This window comes from Tardiphaga sp. GW821-FHT12E02 (assembly GCF_058807155.1).
Genome location: NZ_JBXAQK010000001.1, coordinates 5,173,464 through 5,188,441 on the forward strand (window position 1 = coordinate 5,173,464; position 14,978 = coordinate 5,188,441).

General features: G+C 56.1%; 16 protein-coding genes. 5 read left to right on the forward strand and 11 right to left on the reverse strand.

The window, feature by feature from the left end; all coding sequences use genetic code 11:
• Nucleotides 1-112: 112 nt before the first annotated feature.
• The 9 genes from AC1RQ5_RS24345 to AC1RQ5_RS24385 all read right to left on the reverse strand — a co-directional run bounded on the left by AC1RQ5_RS24345 (nt 113) and on the right by AC1RQ5_RS24385 (nt 9,130).
• Entirely contained in the window at nt 113-820 is a 708-nt protein-coding gene (locus AC1RQ5_RS24345) for a SapC family protein (protein ID WP_398478025.1), read from the reverse strand.
• Between the two features lie 342 nt (nt 821-1,162).
• Complete coding sequence (locus AC1RQ5_RS24350) at nt 1,163-2,407, reverse strand: DUF2254 domain-containing protein (RefSeq protein ID WP_493202397.1); 1,245 nt, start codon at nt 2,405-2,407, stop codon at nt 1,163-1,165.
• A gap of 8 nt (nt 2,408-2,415) precedes the next feature.
• Nucleotides 2,416-3,567, reverse strand: coding sequence for a PAS domain-containing sensor histidine kinase (locus AC1RQ5_RS24355; protein WP_493202399.1), 1,152 nt, complete (start codon nt 3,565-3,567; stop codon nt 2,416-2,418).
• A complete protein-coding gene (locus AC1RQ5_RS24360) occupies nt 3,560-4,348 on the reverse strand; it encodes an alpha/beta fold hydrolase (protein WP_493202400.1) in 789 nt (262 codons plus the stop codon). The genes AC1RQ5_RS24355 and AC1RQ5_RS24360 overlap by 8 nt, the downstream gene beginning before the upstream one ends.
• A 268-nt stretch (nt 4,349-4,616) precedes the next feature.
• The gene (locus AC1RQ5_RS24365; protein WP_493202402.1) at nt 4,617-5,000 is read right to left on the reverse strand and encodes a response regulator; all 384 of its coding nucleotides are present in this window, start codon (nt 4,998-5,000) and stop codon (nt 4,617-4,619) included.
• A gap of 181 nt (nt 5,001-5,181) precedes the next feature.
• Complete coding sequence (locus AC1RQ5_RS24370; protein WP_493202403.1) at nt 5,182-5,778, reverse strand: tyrosine-type recombinase/integrase; 597 nt, start codon at nt 5,776-5,778, stop codon at nt 5,182-5,184.
• A 625-nt stretch (nt 5,779-6,403) separates the two neighbouring features.
• Nucleotides 6,404-7,180: a molybdopterin-dependent oxidoreductase gene (locus AC1RQ5_RS24375; RefSeq protein WP_493203550.1), complete on the reverse strand. Its 777-nt coding sequence runs from the start codon at nt 7,178-7,180 to the stop codon at nt 6,404-6,406.
• A gap of 13 nt (nt 7,181-7,193) precedes the next feature.
• The gene (locus AC1RQ5_RS24380; protein WP_493202405.1) at nt 7,194-8,051 is read right to left on the reverse strand and encodes a cytochrome b/b6 domain-containing protein; all 858 of its coding nucleotides are present in this window, start codon (nt 8,049-8,051) and stop codon (nt 7,194-7,196) included.
• A gap of 113 nt (nt 8,052-8,164) precedes the next feature.
• Complete coding sequence (locus AC1RQ5_RS24385) at nt 8,165-9,130, reverse strand: WD40/YVTN/BNR-like repeat-containing protein (protein WP_493202407.1); 966 nt, start codon at nt 9,128-9,130, stop codon at nt 8,165-8,167.
• 275 nt (nt 9,131-9,405) lie between these two features.
• On the opposite strand from AC1RQ5_RS24385, the gene AC1RQ5_RS24390 reads away from it, so the two are divergent.
• From AC1RQ5_RS24390 to AC1RQ5_RS24410, 5 genes are all read left to right on the forward strand, one after another.
• A complete protein-coding gene (locus AC1RQ5_RS24390; protein WP_493202409.1) occupies nt 9,406-9,630 on the forward strand; it encodes a hypothetical protein in 225 nt (74 codons plus the stop codon).
• 612 nt (nt 9,631-10,242) lie between these two features.
• On the forward strand, nt 10,243-10,926 hold the full coding sequence (locus AC1RQ5_RS24395; RefSeq protein ID WP_493202411.1) for a Crp/Fnr family transcriptional regulator: 684 nt from the start codon (nt 10,243-10,245) through the stop codon (nt 10,924-10,926).
• A 102-nt stretch (nt 10,927-11,028) separates the two neighbouring features.
• The gene (locus tag AC1RQ5_RS24400; protein WP_493202413.1) at nt 11,029-11,724 is read left to right on the forward strand and encodes a ferritin-like domain-containing protein; all 696 of its coding nucleotides are present in this window, start codon (nt 11,029-11,031) and stop codon (nt 11,722-11,724) included.
• Between the two features lie 23 nt (nt 11,725-11,747).
• Nucleotides 11,748-12,407 carry a ferritin-like domain-containing protein gene (locus AC1RQ5_RS24405; RefSeq protein WP_493202415.1) on the forward strand — a complete coding sequence of 220 codons (660 nt, stop codon included), beginning with the start codon at nt 11,748-11,750 and terminating at the stop codon, nt 12,405-12,407.
• 72 nt (nt 12,408-12,479) lie between these two features.
• A complete protein-coding gene (locus AC1RQ5_RS24410) occupies nt 12,480-12,698 on the forward strand; it encodes a hypothetical protein (protein ID WP_493202417.1) in 219 nt (72 codons plus the stop codon).
• A 314-nt stretch (nt 12,699-13,012) separates the two neighbouring features.
• Here the strand turns inward: AC1RQ5_RS24410 and AC1RQ5_RS24415 are convergent, their stop codons facing one another.
• Both AC1RQ5_RS24415 and AC1RQ5_RS24420 read right to left on the reverse strand, forming a co-directional pair.
• A complete protein-coding gene (locus tag AC1RQ5_RS24415; RefSeq protein ID WP_493202419.1) occupies nt 13,013-13,423 on the reverse strand; it encodes a hypothetical protein in 411 nt (136 codons plus the stop codon).
• 300 nt (nt 13,424-13,723) lie between these two features.
• Nucleotides 13,724-14,596, reverse strand: a complete 873-nt coding sequence (locus AC1RQ5_RS24420; protein ID WP_493202421.1) for an outer membrane protein — start codon at nt 14,594-14,596, stop codon at nt 13,724-13,726.
• Between the last annotated feature and the right edge of the window lie 382 nt (nt 14,597-14,978).

Genomic DNA, 14,978 nt, shown 5'->3' on the forward strand with positions numbered 1-14,978 from the left:
CTGGCGCGCACCACCGTTCGCGCGCAAGCCGTGCTCGCGGGCGGTGAACCGCTACGAAACTGGGACCGTTAAGCGAGAAGCGTTTGCGCGCGTCTCGCCCAAACAGCGTCGTTCAGCTCAATTTTCGAATGGCGTCGATCGCAGTCAGGCTCGAAATATGAGCGTAGATCGCCTGCAGGAGACCTTCCTTGCGCAGGCGTAGAAAATCCTCGTCCGACAATTCGTTCAGCCGCCCGGCATCCACGGTGAGAATGCCGTGCAAGGCCAGCGTCTCGCCGGACTCGAACTTCGCATCGATTGTGACCGGTCGCAGCAGATCAAGCTGCACCAAAGTCGCCATCGCAGCCTCGCCGCGTTTGGCGGCGAGGAAGAACTCATTCATCAGATTGATGCGGTCGGTGAGGACCGGGCGCTCGGTACCTTCATCAGTGAAGATACGTTCGCCCTCTTTGCCTTCGGGCAGCGCATAAGTCTGATCGATGCAGGTGATCGGGTCGCGGCCTTCGATCTCGCCGAACATCAGCGGATAGCGGCGCAGATAGGCTGGAATGTAATTGCCCTGCCATCGGCCTTCGTTCACCAGCGCATTCTTGCCCGAACGCAGCCCGACAAGGAACACTGGCACCGGCGCACCCACGCCCGGCAAAAAAACGATCGGCAGATGTGGAGCCGCAGCGACGAATTCGTCGAATACCGCCGGCACGACATGCGAACCTGCCGCGAAGCCGAAGCGGTTGTCAGCGACATCGAAGGCGAGTTGACGGTGATTATCACGATCAAGAGGGATAATATTACCGTAGAAAATAACACTATCGACCAAGGCGCTTCCCCGAACCAAATACCAACCAGAAACACCAGTTCATCGATGAACTGATCTCACTCGTCTGGTGCTTCGATCATTGGCGCGAAGTGTCGCAGTCGAATGGAGACCGCTCTCTTTAACGTGTCCTTCAGCATAGCTGATAGGCAAATTCGTCAAACTGGATTTGAACTTTAGTTTTTTCTTGATCCAGCGTCTCACGCAGCGGAACTTTCTGCTCGAAGCCCCTTGGCGTATTCCACTGACATTCCACCGAACTTTTGCCTCGTAGCCGACTACCTAACTTTCTTCGTCCGCGTTGCGCCAGAAGCGGTCATTAGCTCTAGTCAGGCTATGGCCGCGTTATCCTTCGCCAACTCTGGCATCGCGCAACCGTTTGAGATCCGGCGCAAAACTGAGCGTCTGCTCGGCGCGCGCCAAAGCCAACATCGCATGCGCACCGGCGGCTTCCGCCATTTCTGTATCGCCAAGCTGCGCCAATGCACGCATGGCCTTCTGCAGGCGAATTCCGACCTCGACCAGCCCCGCACCATCCCTAGCAATCGGGGCGAAACCGTCGTTGAGCAGTTCAAGCGCGGTCACTGCCGGGGCGAATACCCGAGGATACTTGATATCCTCGCCCGGACGATCAGCCCCATCGACCCAGTTTGAAAGCACGCGCACCATCGTGCCGATTACGTCGATCGCAGTGCCTGGGTCATTCACAGCCGGCGAAAGCGCGCGCGAAGCCACCTCCGACAGGACGATGAGGCCGAAACGTGGGTCCTGTTCGTAGGAGCGCTGATCGCCGATCTGAAAACAGGCGGCAATCTTTTGCGCGATGTCTTCGTCCCGGCTTCCGACCATTACGGCGAGCTTGCGGTCTAGCGTAGCGAAGGTGCCAGGCAATGCCGCCACGCAAATGTCGAATTGACCTTGTTCAGCCAAATGAGACAGTCCGCCAATATCGATGCGGCGGACGTATCCAACCTTGCGGGCGATGACGCCGTGGCCCAGCGGCTCGATCAGAGGCGCTCGTCTGCCGCCTAGATATGGTTGTTTCCGCCGATCGTCGATCGCCCTCAGCGTGACTCGCTCGACCTGATCGATGGTTTCACCAAGCCGCCCAAGCCGCGACAGCCGGTGGATCCAGCGCAGCAGCATGACGATGATCAAGACGACGACGACGATTGTCGCGGCAAACAGCACCAGACGTCCGCTTGATCCGTAGGCGCCCGTAGAAAGGGCGATCAGTCCGACCAGACTAAAGACAAAGGCGCCGATGAAGGTGGCGAGCGCGCGCTGGGCGGTGCGATCCTCGACCACTAGCTGCGCCGCACGCGGGGTCGCGCCGGTGGCGGCGGAAGCGAAGGCTTGTACCATGGTGGAGATCGAGAACGTCGCCACCGCGAGCATGCTGGCGGCGATGATGCCGAGAATGCGGTCGACGGCATCGGCGCCGACCTGGCTCGACACCGCATCAGGAATCCATCGATCGAGAAACAGGGCGCTGAGCGCCGCTCCGACGCCAAGCAGGCAATAGAGCGCCACGGTAAACCAGAGTTGGTTGACGACGTCCTTTGCGATCCAGCCCAGTTTCAGTTTCATCAGCAGCCCTATTCCTGGTCTACCGAATGACTGGCTAGGTTATTCTGATTGCTATGCGGCATCGTCAGAACGAAACGCGTTTGATCGGGCGTCGACGTCACCGAAAGCCTGCCGCCATGTGCTTGCGCGATCTGGGAGGCGATATGCAGACCGAGACCGAGTCCGTGTCCGGAGTCGCGCACCTCGCCTCGGAAAAACGGCTCGAACAGCCTCGCCATGGCCGCCTCGGGAATGGCTTCTCCGGCGTTGGTAACCGAGAGTTCAAATGTGCCGCCAACCGTTCTGGCGTCGACCCTCACCGGCGAGTGCACGGCGCCGTGGGTCAGTGCGTTGCCGACCAGATTTGATACTAGTTGCCCCATCCGCGACCGATCGCAATCGACCGATTCGGAAATCGCGAAGTCGGTCCGGATCTCGCGGGTCGGATGTGCGATCCGTAGTTCGTCGACGACCTGCAGCAAGACCGGCTCGAGGGGACGCTGGGCGTCGCGGATCAAGGTGATGCCGCTGCCTAGACGGCCGCGAGCAAAGTCCAGCACGTCGTCGATCAGGCCGGCCATCCGGACGACCGTCGTGTTCAACATCGAAAGAACCTGAAACTCGGTATCGCTCTTCGGCGAGTCCGAGCGCTGCAGGATGCGGACCCCGGCGCTGATCGAAGCCAGCGGATTGCGCAGGTCATGTCCCAGCACGGCGATGAACTGCTCTCGCAGCTCCGACGTTACCCGCTCGCTTCGCAACCCCTCCTCGGCCGCAGAGCGCGTCTCGATGAGATTGCGTTCGTAGAGCCGACGGTCGGTCGCCTTCAGCACGACGACGCGGGTTAGTATCGTCCTGCCATCGGCATCGCGCTGTTCGGCAGCGTTCATGATCACGGGCAACTTGCCGCCATCCTTCATGACGAAATCGAGCGCAACCTCGCTGAAGGAGCCCTGCATGCGGAGCAGCGGCGCGATGTGGGTCTCGAAATAGATACGCCCGGCGATGTTGAGAAATTCGTGCAGGCGTTTGCCGGTCAACTCAGCGTCGGAAAATCCGATCCAGGCCTTCATCGTCGCGTTGACGCGCGACACACAGCCGTTCGGGCCCAAAGTGACATAGCCACATGGCGCGTTCTCGAACAAATCCCTGAATTCTTCCCCCGTCTGTCGTTCAGACATAGGCGCGTATCGCGGTCACGACTTCGGCCGGGGCGCTGAGATTCGGGCAATGGCCGGTCGCTTCGAGGTGGACAAGCTGGCTGCCTGCGATCTCGCGGTGGACATACGCGCCGACCTCTTCGGAGGCGATGATATCGTCTTTGCATTGCAAGATCAGGGTCGGCAACGTCACCTTGGCGAGGTCCGCCCGGTTGTCGGACGTGAATGTCACTTTGGCGAACTGCCTGGCGATGTTCGGATCCGTCCGGCAGAAGCTGTTGGTCAGCTCTTCGCCGAGTTCCGGCCGACCGGGATTGCCCATGATGGCGGGCGCCATCGAGGCCGACCAGCCCATCTGGTTCTGCTCCAGGAATTCCAGCAGCTCGGCGATCTGCACCTGTGAAAAGCCGCCATGATACGCGCCATCATCGATGTATCTAGCCGATGGGCCGACCAGGATGAGTTTCGAAAACAGGTCGGGTGCCTTGATCGACGCCAGCACACCGATCATCGCTGCCACGGAGTGACCGACGAAGACGGCATTGTTCAGTCCCAATTCCCGTCCGATTTCGACCACGTCGTCGGCATAGCCGGCCAAGCTGTCGTATTTCGTGGCGTCATAGGCTCTGAGGTCCGAGCCTCCGGCTCCGACATGGTCGAACAGGACGGTTCTGAAATCCTTCTCGAACGCCGGAGCAACGAAGCGCCACATGTTCTGGTCGCATCCAAACCCATGGGCGAAGAACATGGCGGTCTCTCCGGTGCCGCGGATTTGGACATTATTCCGTTCTGCTACGATCAACGCTCGTTCCTGTGTTTCTCAGCGAACCCTATACGCCGAGGAAGAGGTGCTGTGGAAGACTTTCAGCACATCGCAGGTAGTATCGTATTCACTTCAGGAAAGCGTGGAGGCCTCGCCAGCTAAAAGGCCGTATGTCGGCATCCAGCGGGCAACCGTTGCTTCCGACAAGCCATTTTGAAAGACAGTTCAAGGCGACTTGAGACGAGCCAGCTTGGCGCAAAGATCAGACCACGACGTTCCGTTCAGGCGACTCCCCTGTTCTGAACGGTCACCCTTTCGGACAAAGGCGATTAACGGCACCCAGCATGTCAACTGACAAGTACGGTTTTGGGAGGAAGACGGCCTGGGACGGCATGTCCGCCGGACTCGGACGGTGCTTACCGCTCGCAATTATTATAGGTATCAACGGCCAACGATCTTTCACGGCTGATGCAAGCTGCAATCCGTCCATGGCGCCCGGCATATCGATATCGGTAAAAAGGAGATCAATCTCGTCCTCAGCCTCGAGAAAGTCCAACGCCGCTCGAGCGTCCTTCGCTACGACGGTCGAATATCCAGCGTCGCGTAGTGCGTCATCAGCCCACATGCTGATGAGAAAATCGTCTTCGACAACCAAGACACGCACGCGTATCACCTCGCTCTGCTGCGACATTGCAACTTACTGCAACTAAGGGGATTAAGCTTCGTTCCAAGGTTGCAGATTGTTTGACAAGGATGGTTCCGGACAAGTCAAAGACCAACGCTAGACATACGGATCCACATTTCGCGTGCGACTGGTTGTCCCCTTCGCGCCAAAAGGCGCATCACCATGTGATGCGCCCTAGTGCGGTCACTTACAGATCAACTTGCTCTGACATGGCCAGCGCGTCATCCACTTCGATTCCGAGATAGCGTACAGTGCTCTCCAGTTTCGTGTGACCGAGAAGCAATTGAATCGCGCGAAGATTTCCGGTTTTCTTGTAGATTTGAGTTACTTTCGTTCTGCGCAACGAATGCGTTCCGTAGCGCCGTTGGTCCAGTCCGATGCTGGCTACCCAACGATCGACGATCCGGCCGTATTGCCGAGTAGATAGATGAGGTTTAGCTGAACTTCGGCTCGGAAATAGAAAATCTGACGCGAGCAACTTCTGTGTGGCGATCCATTTTTCCAAGCTGCCCCTTGTCTGCTCCGAGAGTTCAAATTGGACTGGGCGCCCCGTCTTCTTCTGAATAATTGTCGCTCGATTACGCAACATCCCGGAAATCGTAAGATCTCTAACTTTTATGCAGGTCAGATCGCACGCGCGAAGCTTACTATCGATCGCTAGATTAAAGAGAGCCAAATCCCGAAGGTTGGAGACGACCTCCAATCTGGCTCTTATTCCCCAGACTTCCTTCGGCTTAAGCGGGAGTTTCTGACCAACAATTTGGCCTTTATTCCAAACAGGCATGGAGTCCGCTCCGATGCCGACCCGCCCACCTCCTCGCTCCCAAGAGCCAGAAAGCTTAAATCTGGAATGTTCAACGGCAGCTTAGCGCCAAGAGCGGCCATTCGCCAGAGGCGACACGATAGAGTAAGCGTCACTTGCTCCGAGGTTGGCGTAAATGCGCGTTCCGCCTGCACAGCAGTGACAGCATCGGTGCGGGCCAGATAGGTTGGAACAGAACACGTAGTCCAACTCGCCTGAGCTAAGCCGCCTCTAGTTCTGCTCCTAAGTGGAACAAGCACCCTGCTGGCTAACCAAATAAGTGTCAGTCGGCAAGCGCGACACGGCGATGCGCCTGTCTAAGCTAGTACTTTCGCTTACGCTGTTCCTGAGCCAGCCATTCACCGTAGACTTGCCGCTCTGGTATACCTCTCTCATTCGCGTCGCGGCGAATGTTTTCTTGTATCTCTCGAGATGGCGGAGGCAATCCTGTCTCCCGCTCATGCGCCTTGCACTTAGCGGCGATCAGACAAAGAACGACTAGCAGGAATAACCCAGTAGCGATCGCGATCATCGGCGGGCCAAGTAAAGTGAGTCTCTGTCGGAATCAAGCTCGATCCCGCAAGCGCTGGTCGAATCCATGGTAGAACTAAATTCCAGCATACCAGTCGTAGCCGTTGTCCTCCCAGTAGCCACCCTTCCCGCCACCGATTTGCGCGAAGTTCGAGACAAGTTCAATAGCTCGGATGTACTTGTTCATCTTGTAACCAAGCTGCCGTTCCACCCGAACGCGGAGCGGAGCGCCGTTCGCGACGGGCAAGCTATTTCCGTTGAGCCCATAAGCCAAAATGGTCTGCGGGTGATATGCGTCGATCATGTCCAGTGAACCATAGTATTTCACGTCTCCAGATAGCCCCTGCTCCATGGTGTCGAAGCAATGGAACACGACATACTTCGCTTCGGGCTTAGGCTTGGCCTCGTCGAGGATCTTCGACAGCTGGACGCCGGTCCACTTGGCTATGCAACTCCAACCCTCGACGCAATCGTGGCGCGTGATCTGGGTGCGACTTGGAATCGCCTGGATAGACTCAAGCGTTAACCTGAGTGGCTTCTCTACCAGCCCGCCGACCTCCAACCTGTACTTTGAGAAGTCCGATGAGGCGAGCTTCCGATAATCCTCGTCCTCAGGGTCGGAGGTCCCGTTAGGCTTTTGTGGCTGACGAATATCCTTTTCGCTGTATTCTCGAGCAAGCCAGTTTTCACCAAGCAGCAACCGCTGAACGCGGTATGTGAGGTCGTTGGCCTTCTCCAAAATGCTGCGGACTTTGTTATCCGGTGCACTAAGACCATCGAGCGCGTTGCAACCAGTGAGCGAAAGGCTGGCCGCCGAAACGGCTGCACCGGTGATAAACCGACGGCGTGACATTGCTAGTTTCAAGTCACCGCTCCTTCGCCCGCGTTTCAGGCCGATCGGCTCGATACCATCCTGTGATCATGGATCGCATTTCGTTGATGGGTCCGGCGGCAAATACCATGACGATGTGAATAACAAAGAACAGCACCAGCGCGGACATGCCGAGAAAATGGATCGTTCGCGCCGTCTGCCGAGGGACAGCCGCGATCAGCCAAGGTGCGAACGCGTCCATTCCAGGCGACATCAGGAGACCGGTCACGATCATCAATGGAAAGAGGCCGAACAGCACGCCTGCATAGGTCACTTTCTGCAAAGTATTGTAGCTACGCGCTTTGTGAAACCGAAACTTGAGATGGTCGACGACATCATGCGGTAGCCGCCGGATATCTCGCCAGCCCGGCACCACATCGCGCCACGCATGTCCATTGATCAGACTTGCGATCCACCACAAGAGCAAGGCGAACACCAGAACCCAAGCGAAAAAGAAATGTACGACACGTCCGGTCGCCAGATCCTGAGATGATGGGATCGTCGCCCAGGTTGGAAAGCCCCGCGATGTCGGTTTGCCGTTCTCATAGCTCAGTCCCAGCCAGCCGCTGGTATCGAACTTGCGACCGAAAATCGTCGTGGTGCCCTTAGGTCCAGCATCGGTGTTTTCACCAATCATGGAGACGACTGCATTGTCGAATTCAAAGCCGGATTGCTTACCGAGATAAAGCGTTGGATGCGCGTTGAAAATTTGCAGACCTGACAAGAGAAGAAAAAACAGCGAAATAGCCCAAGTCCAGTGCGTTAAGCGCGTCATGAAACGCTGCTTGTAAACGAGCTGGTCGGTGTCACTCGCCGGAGTGCCCTCGGATCGATCGTCGGACGCAATGGTCATGTGGTCTTCGCCTCGAACGTACGGGGACTTGCGATGCTTCCTATTGGAACCGATCTCCATTAAGACTCGATCACTCCGAAACGGTTCCCACAGGAGTTGCTTTGAACACAAATTCAGCGAGCTACGATATCGAGCCTGTACAAATCCTTTCCGATGGCGAAAGCGGATGTCGTGCCGCCGGTCTGTTTCACAAACCGAATTTTATTTACAGATAGTCCCATGCTCGCAGGTACCCAGGTCAGCCCGCCGTCTTTGGTTTCAAAACCACCTGTGGAGCCTCCGACCCATCCATGCCGCTCATCGAGAAAGTTGATCCCATATGGCACCCACCGAGGATCGTGCGTTACCGTCTGGCGCTGCCAACGTTCGCCTCCGTCCTCGGTCTTGACCACGTATCCTCGCGCCTCGCCATCAGGTGCCTGATAACTGATGATCGTCCCGTATCCCACATTGGCGCTGGGAAATGCCAGCTTCCAATTATTGTCCCCCGCCCGATTGCTTTCGAACACCGTTCGCCAAGTTTTGCCGCCGTCGACCGTCTTCAGGATCTTGGCATGTGCCCTGTCCTCGTCGGCTTCGCTGGCGCCCGCGATGAATCCGACCTGCTCGTCGATGAAACGGATGTCGAGGATCATGCCAGTGACGCCACTCATGTCCCGGGCGGCAAACGTCCTTCCGCCATCGAAGGATTCGAGCATGCCCGCTGGGCCACCGACCCGACCTCCGGCGCGGATCGCGGCGACCTTATCCCCCACCTTGAGAATATCGATCGCGCAGACTCCGGTGATTTGCTTGCCCGATACGGTCCGAACGGGGGTCCAATGTTTTCCACCGTCAAACGTCACGTAAAGAGGTTGTTTGTCCGCGACGTTCGGGAAATAGCCCGGGCCAACATTCCCCAAGAATCCAACTCTGTCGTCCGCGAACTCGATGGCCCGAACGTAGGTTCCTCGCCTCGACCAGATCCGCCTCCATGTCGTCCCGCCATCCACCGTGCCGTAAACCGCCCCGGTTCCATTGCCGTACCAACCCGTCTTCTCGCCGGCGAAAGCAAGCGCATCTTGCTTGTTGTTGAGCATATATCTCGCCGTCGGAACTTGAACCCATTGGTCGTCAGCATGGGATGCGCCGGCCAAGCTCAAGGCAACGGCGACTACAACAGCTATTTTGCACATTGCTAGTTGTGTCCTTGATCGTGGCGCGCGGAAGCCGGCGAAATAATTAGTTCCACACAGCTGCAGCTATGAAAATCGCATCATGCATTTTCATTCGTCTCAGCCTGCCATGACAGCGGCTCATCTGAAACTAACGGACTTGCGAAACGTAATTCTGCGGACAATGGAAAGTTCAACGTATGAAATTGACACTCACCGCAATTGTTGCAGGCTTCGCGATTTCGATCGGCGCGGCAAACGCTGCGGGCACTCAGCAGGAACAGGCAGCCTGCTCAAGGGATGCAGTTAAGTTCTGCCGTCCCTTTCTCAGTCAGGGAGACCTTTCGGTTCTGAGCTGCCTTCAACAAAACCGTCCACGCCTTAGCAAGGCTTGCAAGGCAGTGTTGCTGAAAAACGGAGTATGACGCCTGATTCGAGGAAAACAGGTCTACCGTCCTCCGCGAACAGATCGCATCGCCGACTGCGTCCTTGGGGTACGCATATCCCGCACATCATCCAAATAGATATGGTTGGATCAATACGATAAAGACCACCAGCATCACGAAGAACGCGAGAGCGACGAGCAGCGCGTCCTCCTCCGAATCGGGATCCTCTTCTCTTTGAAGCGTTCGGCGCGTCATTGATTCACCTGTGACGTTTGCCTGCTGGATCGCTCGGCACTCCAAGCAAACAGGCACGCTGTCGCTTCGGGCGACAGTTTTAATGTCGTGACGTGGATACGGACAACGACGTACGCACTAAGCCACATCACCGCATTATCGATGCATAAAATCATATGACGCATGATCTTCTTTGCATGCGACCTCAATATAGTTACGCGGGATTTTGCAACGCGTTTCAGTCTCCCATGTATTCTTGGTATCGCTCTGCTCAGCACAAACCCCAGTTTGTTACTTTTGCGCAACCAAGAAACCACTCGCGCATCCGGTCGTAGCTGAGAGGAATGACAAACACATCCGATTTTCAACACGCCACATCCTGTGGTGGCGGAGACGTGTGTCTGGACGCGTTTGCGAATGTCTCTCGGATCAAACCACATTCTTCGGGAACTGAACGTCGATGAACTCGCCTTCGTAAAGGGCGGTGGTTCCGATGTCGATCTTCTAGTCGGCGCCACTGTGCAAGAAGCTGGCCGACCGACTGAATTCATCTATTTTCCCCAAGTTGGCTCCATATCTTTCTTGGTAATCTCAAAATCAGGAGGCTTCACCGAAGCGGGATTTGTGGGCGAAGATGGCGCCGCCGGATCTCTCCATGATTATGAGACGAAACTACACTTCACGCGCGCGGTGGTTGTCGTTCCCGGCCGCGCATTACGCTTGCAAGTGCGACGTTTTGAAAGCCTGATCAGGAGTTCTCCGAGCTTTACTCGCATGATCATGCTCAACAACAATCGCATCGCGGAGCGTGCTCAACAATTGACTGCCTGCAACCTTACTCATCGACTGGAGCCAAGACTGTGCCGCTGGCTGCTTCAAGCGTTTCGCGGCGCAGGCGGGCAGAGGATCGAGATGACACAGGAAGCGCTGTCGCAATTTCTAGGGGTCAACCGCCCGCGATTGAATGAAGCGCTGAAGTCGCTGGAGGCTGCAGGCGCGGTCGCCGCCTCTGCTCGCGGTATCATCCACATACTAAATTACAACGAAGTCCGAAGACTTGCGTGTGAGTGCGCGAGTACTTTGCGCTTAGTTCCGGGGTGAAGCAATTATTTATTTGTTAACAATGTGTTCTCTGGAGAACAGACAACGACCGACAGCTGCGACGTTATTGATTGATTGCAACATAAAGGGGGGGGGTGAAGCGTGGCTTCCAAACTATCAGTCAATGGAAAAAACCCAGTAGACGAACGCAGACGTTCGTTCTTGAAGTTGGCAGGAATGACGGCAGTCGCCGCCGTTGCGTTTGGTGTCGACATTCCCGGCTTGCGTCTGAATGAAGCGTTTGCCAAGTCCGGAGCAGTCGACCTTGGCGGTGGCGACGTTGGCGTCCTCAATTATGCCTACGCACTCGAACAGCTCGAGGCGGCATTCTACACGCAGGCTCTCGCGACTCCGTATGCCGGGATGAGCGCTTATGAGCGTTCAGTTCTACGAGATATCCGGGATCACGAAATCGCGCACCGCGCCTTCTTTGCGAAGGCGTTGGGCCGCAACCGAATACCGAACTTGCAGCCGAACTTCACTGCCGTCGATTTTGCCGACCGCCGCAGCGTCATCACGACCGCCAGTACATTCGAGGATCTGGGCGTCTCAGCATATAACGGTGGCGGGGCGGCCATCAAAAATCCAGCTTATCTAGCAGCCGCAGGAACGATCGTTTCCGTGGAGGCCCGCCACGCAGCGGTTCTGCGCGACATCATTTCGCCGTTGTCGGCCAATTTCGCCGGCTGGGACGTCGTGAACATCAACGGCCTCGACGTGGCGCGGCCACCCTCACAGGTTCTGCCCATGGCGGCCCCTTTCATCGCGACACCCGTCTCAGCCAGCCAGCTGCCCTGATTTCAGCTTCAAAGGTCACCTTTATGAATTCCGAAAGCCCAATTCTCGATAGCCTGGATCCAGATCTCGCCGACCGGATCGTCTCAGGCAGCAACCTATTCAATTCCACGACCGCAAAACTGGGGCTGCTGGCGACAACACCGGTTCTTCTCGCAGCGGCATCGACGCAAGCATTCGGCCAAGGACTACCCGGCCAAGTCGTTGACATTCTGAACTTTGCTCTCACGCTTGAGTATCTCGAAGACGGCTTCTATCGCGCCGCCCTCTCCCAGCCCGGGCTCATTCCGCCACAATTTGTCGAGGTCTTCTCAACAATCAGCCGGCATGAATCTGCGCATGTCAGCACGCTGCAGGGCGCGCTTGGGTCGGCGGCGATCGCGCAGCCCAAGTTCGATCTCACTGGCGGTGGCAAGTACCCCGACATTCTATCAAACTTCCGTACCTTCGCATTAGTCTCGCAAACACTCGAGGACGTCGGCGTGGCCGCATACAAGGGCCAAGCGCCGAAGCTCACAGGCGGCGGCGACCTGCTGACGACAGCCCTTAGGATCCACTCGGTGGAAGCCCGCCATGCCGCAGAGGTACGACGCGTCCGAGGTGTTCGTTCCTGGAGCGGCGCATTCGACAAGCCGATGTCCAAAGCACAAGTGCTCGCGGCCGCACGCCCCTTCATCGTCGGCTAGAGGCGACGCGATACTTTTCTCTCCTCCTTTACCGCGTCCGCCTCAACTACCAAACCCCAGAAAGGAAATACAATGAAGAAGATTTTGATCGCTGCCTGCTGCCTCGCGTTTGTTGGTGGTGCAACTGCTGCGTCTGCTCAGATGAATAACGGTGGGATGCTGAACAACTCCATGAGCAAGAACTCGATGGACGCCAATAACAAGATGATGAAGAAAAAGAAGAAAATGAAGATGAAGAAAGGCATGATGAAGGGCGACGGCATGATGAATGACGGCATGAAGAAGATGTAATGGACCTGCCGCGCCGCTTTCGCGGCGCGGCATCTACGCATGGTTCCGCTCAATGAAACAGCGTGATCTGGCGACAATTGTCACCGCGTGCGTGATTGTGGGCGCTCTCGCGCTTTGGGTAGCGATCAACTTGATCGACCGGTACGCCTTTTAGCGGCTCTGGCCGCGAAAAATCTTGTTCCGTTTTGCAACTGAAACGGTCGTTAGCGGATGCCGTCAAGACATATAGGTTGCATTGGACACGCCTTGGCTGCTGCTGACCTTGCTCAAGACAATTCTAAATAAGCAAGCGAACGCGCCTTAGTTGGAGCGGATCATCTAGGAAGACCGCTTTGCTCAAGTTTGATGGAAGACGGATTGGCTACAACGTCGTAACGGGCTGGTACCGTCTCTACGTTGTGAAGAGTCATCATCCTTGGCGAAATAGCCACCAGACTATCCAAGTCCATCTTCGGACCTGGCTTGATCACCGGTTCGCTTGGCCGATCTTCGGAAGGTTCATACCAAAGCGACTTCTCGAGTGCTCCACCTTCCAGTGCCTGCGCCATTAACTGCCCCATTTCCGGACCCGTGAGCGGGACGAGCGTGCCAGCATCATTCCTATAGAGCTGAGGGCGAAAAAACAGGGCATGGATACGTGGGTCATATCCGTCGATCACCAGAAAGTACTCTGGCTTCGCGAATAGCTTTCGCTTTTTGACAAGTTTCCGCTTCTGAGTGGTCATCGCAACGCGAAGTTTCTCGCGGGTTTAACCGACGATTTTGGATGCTTCCAGCAGAATAACCCAATCTCGGGTATGAGCGTTATCCGGATGAATCGGAACGAGCGTGCCGTCGTCGGTCATTCAAAATCATATGAAAGACTTCGTCCACAGGACACTTGAAAGCCAAACGCGAATTTGATGAACAAGGACAGTCTCGGTGCGATGAGACGCCTTAGCCGTGATGGGACACCCAACCGAAAGGTTTGGAGCCATTTTGCCAGTTCGTCTCATCGCTGCCATCAAAGCGCTCGGCTATCCATGTTAAAGAGAACCGAACTTGAAGTTAATGCCAGCACGAACGAGATCGCCGTCGTTTCGAACGGTTGCGCTATAGTTTCCCGGTCCGCCATTCACGCCTGGAATAGCAAAACCTCGCTCACCCAGATCATAGTGGATGTATTCAACTTTGAGCGTGACTGCACTGGAGTTGAAGATGTTCAGCCGATTAAACACGCTGTCTGATGTCACGGCATACTCCATGCCGCCACCATACGCATAGCCGGTCTGTATGCCATTCTGCCGCCCTTGGAAAAACGGTATCGCGCCGTTTGGAGCAAAGAAGGTGACTTGGTTATCAACGCCGCCGTAAGCGAAACCACCGGTTCCGTAAATGAGGAGACGGTCAAACGCGTAGCCTACTCGGCCGCGTACCGTGCCCAAGAAATCGAGATTTGAACGATACTCGTTGACGCGGGTGGTAAGCGGAGCACCGGGTGTCACAAGCGGACCAAAGTTAGTCGTATTACTTAACGTCTGGGTTTGGCGAAGATCAGTATACGCGGCGTCGGCTTCGATGCCGACCACGATGCCCGCGCCTGCTCCAAATTGATAGTTGTATCCAATCTGTCCGCCACCTGTGAAACCGTCGCTTCGGACGGTCGTGCCGAATGGACGCAAGCCCGCGGCCAAGGCAGCGTTGTTGTTGGCCAAGTCACCAACGGTATTGCTAAAGCGCGTATCTGCATCAAATGCATATCCGGCATTAAGACCGAAGTAGCCGCCTGTCCAAGTAAAGATCGGCGCGGCCATCGGCATCGCTTTATTGTACATCCGCGGCGCCATATCTGCGGCGATGGCGGGTGCGGAAAGTGCGAGGGTTATAAGGCTTGCGGTTCCCCACAGGTAACGCTTCATCATTGCCTCCTCAGCTTCAGCCACAGCGGCAGAGGCAATGCTATCGAAGTTTAGAGCTTTGCCTGTTGCTGTATTGAGACACTATCAATCTCAATGACAATACCAGTGAATTTAGGTATCGGGCGGCAGCTCTTTACGCAGCGATCCAGCCGCCTGAGCAATCCTTTGAAAAAAGATGTCATTGCGAGGATGGAGCAGCTCTCTTGGGCATGCCCCGCACAATAGCCTCGGTCCACTGGGGATCGCTAGCCAGCCGCACAGCTCGTCACCAAAAACGAGACCACTGCCACATCTATCGGACGCTATACCGATTAGTCGCTGCGCAATACGGCAAGATCTGATTTGATTCAGACACAATATCGGTACAAACGGCATTACGCTG

Bases quoted from the DNA above. Each gene is read 5' to 3' on its own strand.
- AC1RQ5_RS24415 (WP_493202419.1), bottom strand. From the start codon at position 13,423: ATGACCACTCAGAAGCGGAAACTTGTCAAAAAGCGAAAGCTATTCGCG.
- AC1RQ5_RS24385 (WP_493202407.1), bottom strand. From the start codon at position 9,130: ATGCTCAACAACAAGCAAGATGCGCTTGCTTTCGCCGGCGAGAAGACG.
- AC1RQ5_RS24365 (WP_493202402.1), bottom strand. From the start codon at position 5,000: ATGTCGCAGCAGAGCGAGGTGATACGCGTGCGTGTCTTGGTTGTCGAA.
- AC1RQ5_RS24395 (WP_493202411.1), top strand. From the start codon at position 10,243: ATGTCTCTCGGATCAAACCACATTCTTCGGGAACTGAACGTCGATGAA.
- AC1RQ5_RS24355 (WP_493202399.1), bottom strand. From the start codon at position 3,567: ATGTCTGAACGACAGACGGGGGAAGAATTCAGGGATTTGTTCGAGAAC.
- AC1RQ5_RS24420 (WP_493202421.1), bottom strand. From the start codon at position 14,596: ATGAAGCGTTACCTGTGGGGAACCGCAAGCCTTATAACCCTCGCACTT.
- AC1RQ5_RS24410 (WP_493202417.1), top strand. From the start codon at position 12,480: ATGAAGAAGATTTTGATCGCTGCCTGCTGCCTCGCGTTTGTTGGTGGT.
- AC1RQ5_RS24350 (WP_493202397.1), bottom strand. From the start codon at position 2,407: ATGAAACTGAAACTGGGCTGGATCGCAAAGGACGTCGTCAACCAACTC.
- AC1RQ5_RS24370 (WP_493202403.1), bottom strand. From the start codon at position 5,778: ATGCCTGTTTGGAATAAAGGCCAAATTGTTGGTCAGAAACTCCCGCTT.
- AC1RQ5_RS24375 (WP_493203550.1), bottom strand. From the start codon at position 7,180: ATGTCACGCCGTCGGTTTATCACCGGTGCAGCCGTTTCGGCGGCCAGC.
- AC1RQ5_RS24405 (WP_493202415.1), top strand. From the start codon at position 11,748: ATGAATTCCGAAAGCCCAATTCTCGATAGCCTGGATCCAGATCTCGCC.
- AC1RQ5_RS24390 (WP_493202409.1), top strand. From the start codon at position 9,406: ATGAAATTGACACTCACCGCAATTGTTGCAGGCTTCGCGATTTCGATC.
- AC1RQ5_RS24380 (WP_493202405.1), bottom strand. From the start codon at position 8,051: ATGACCATTGCGTCCGACGATCGATCCGAGGGCACTCCGGCGAGTGAC.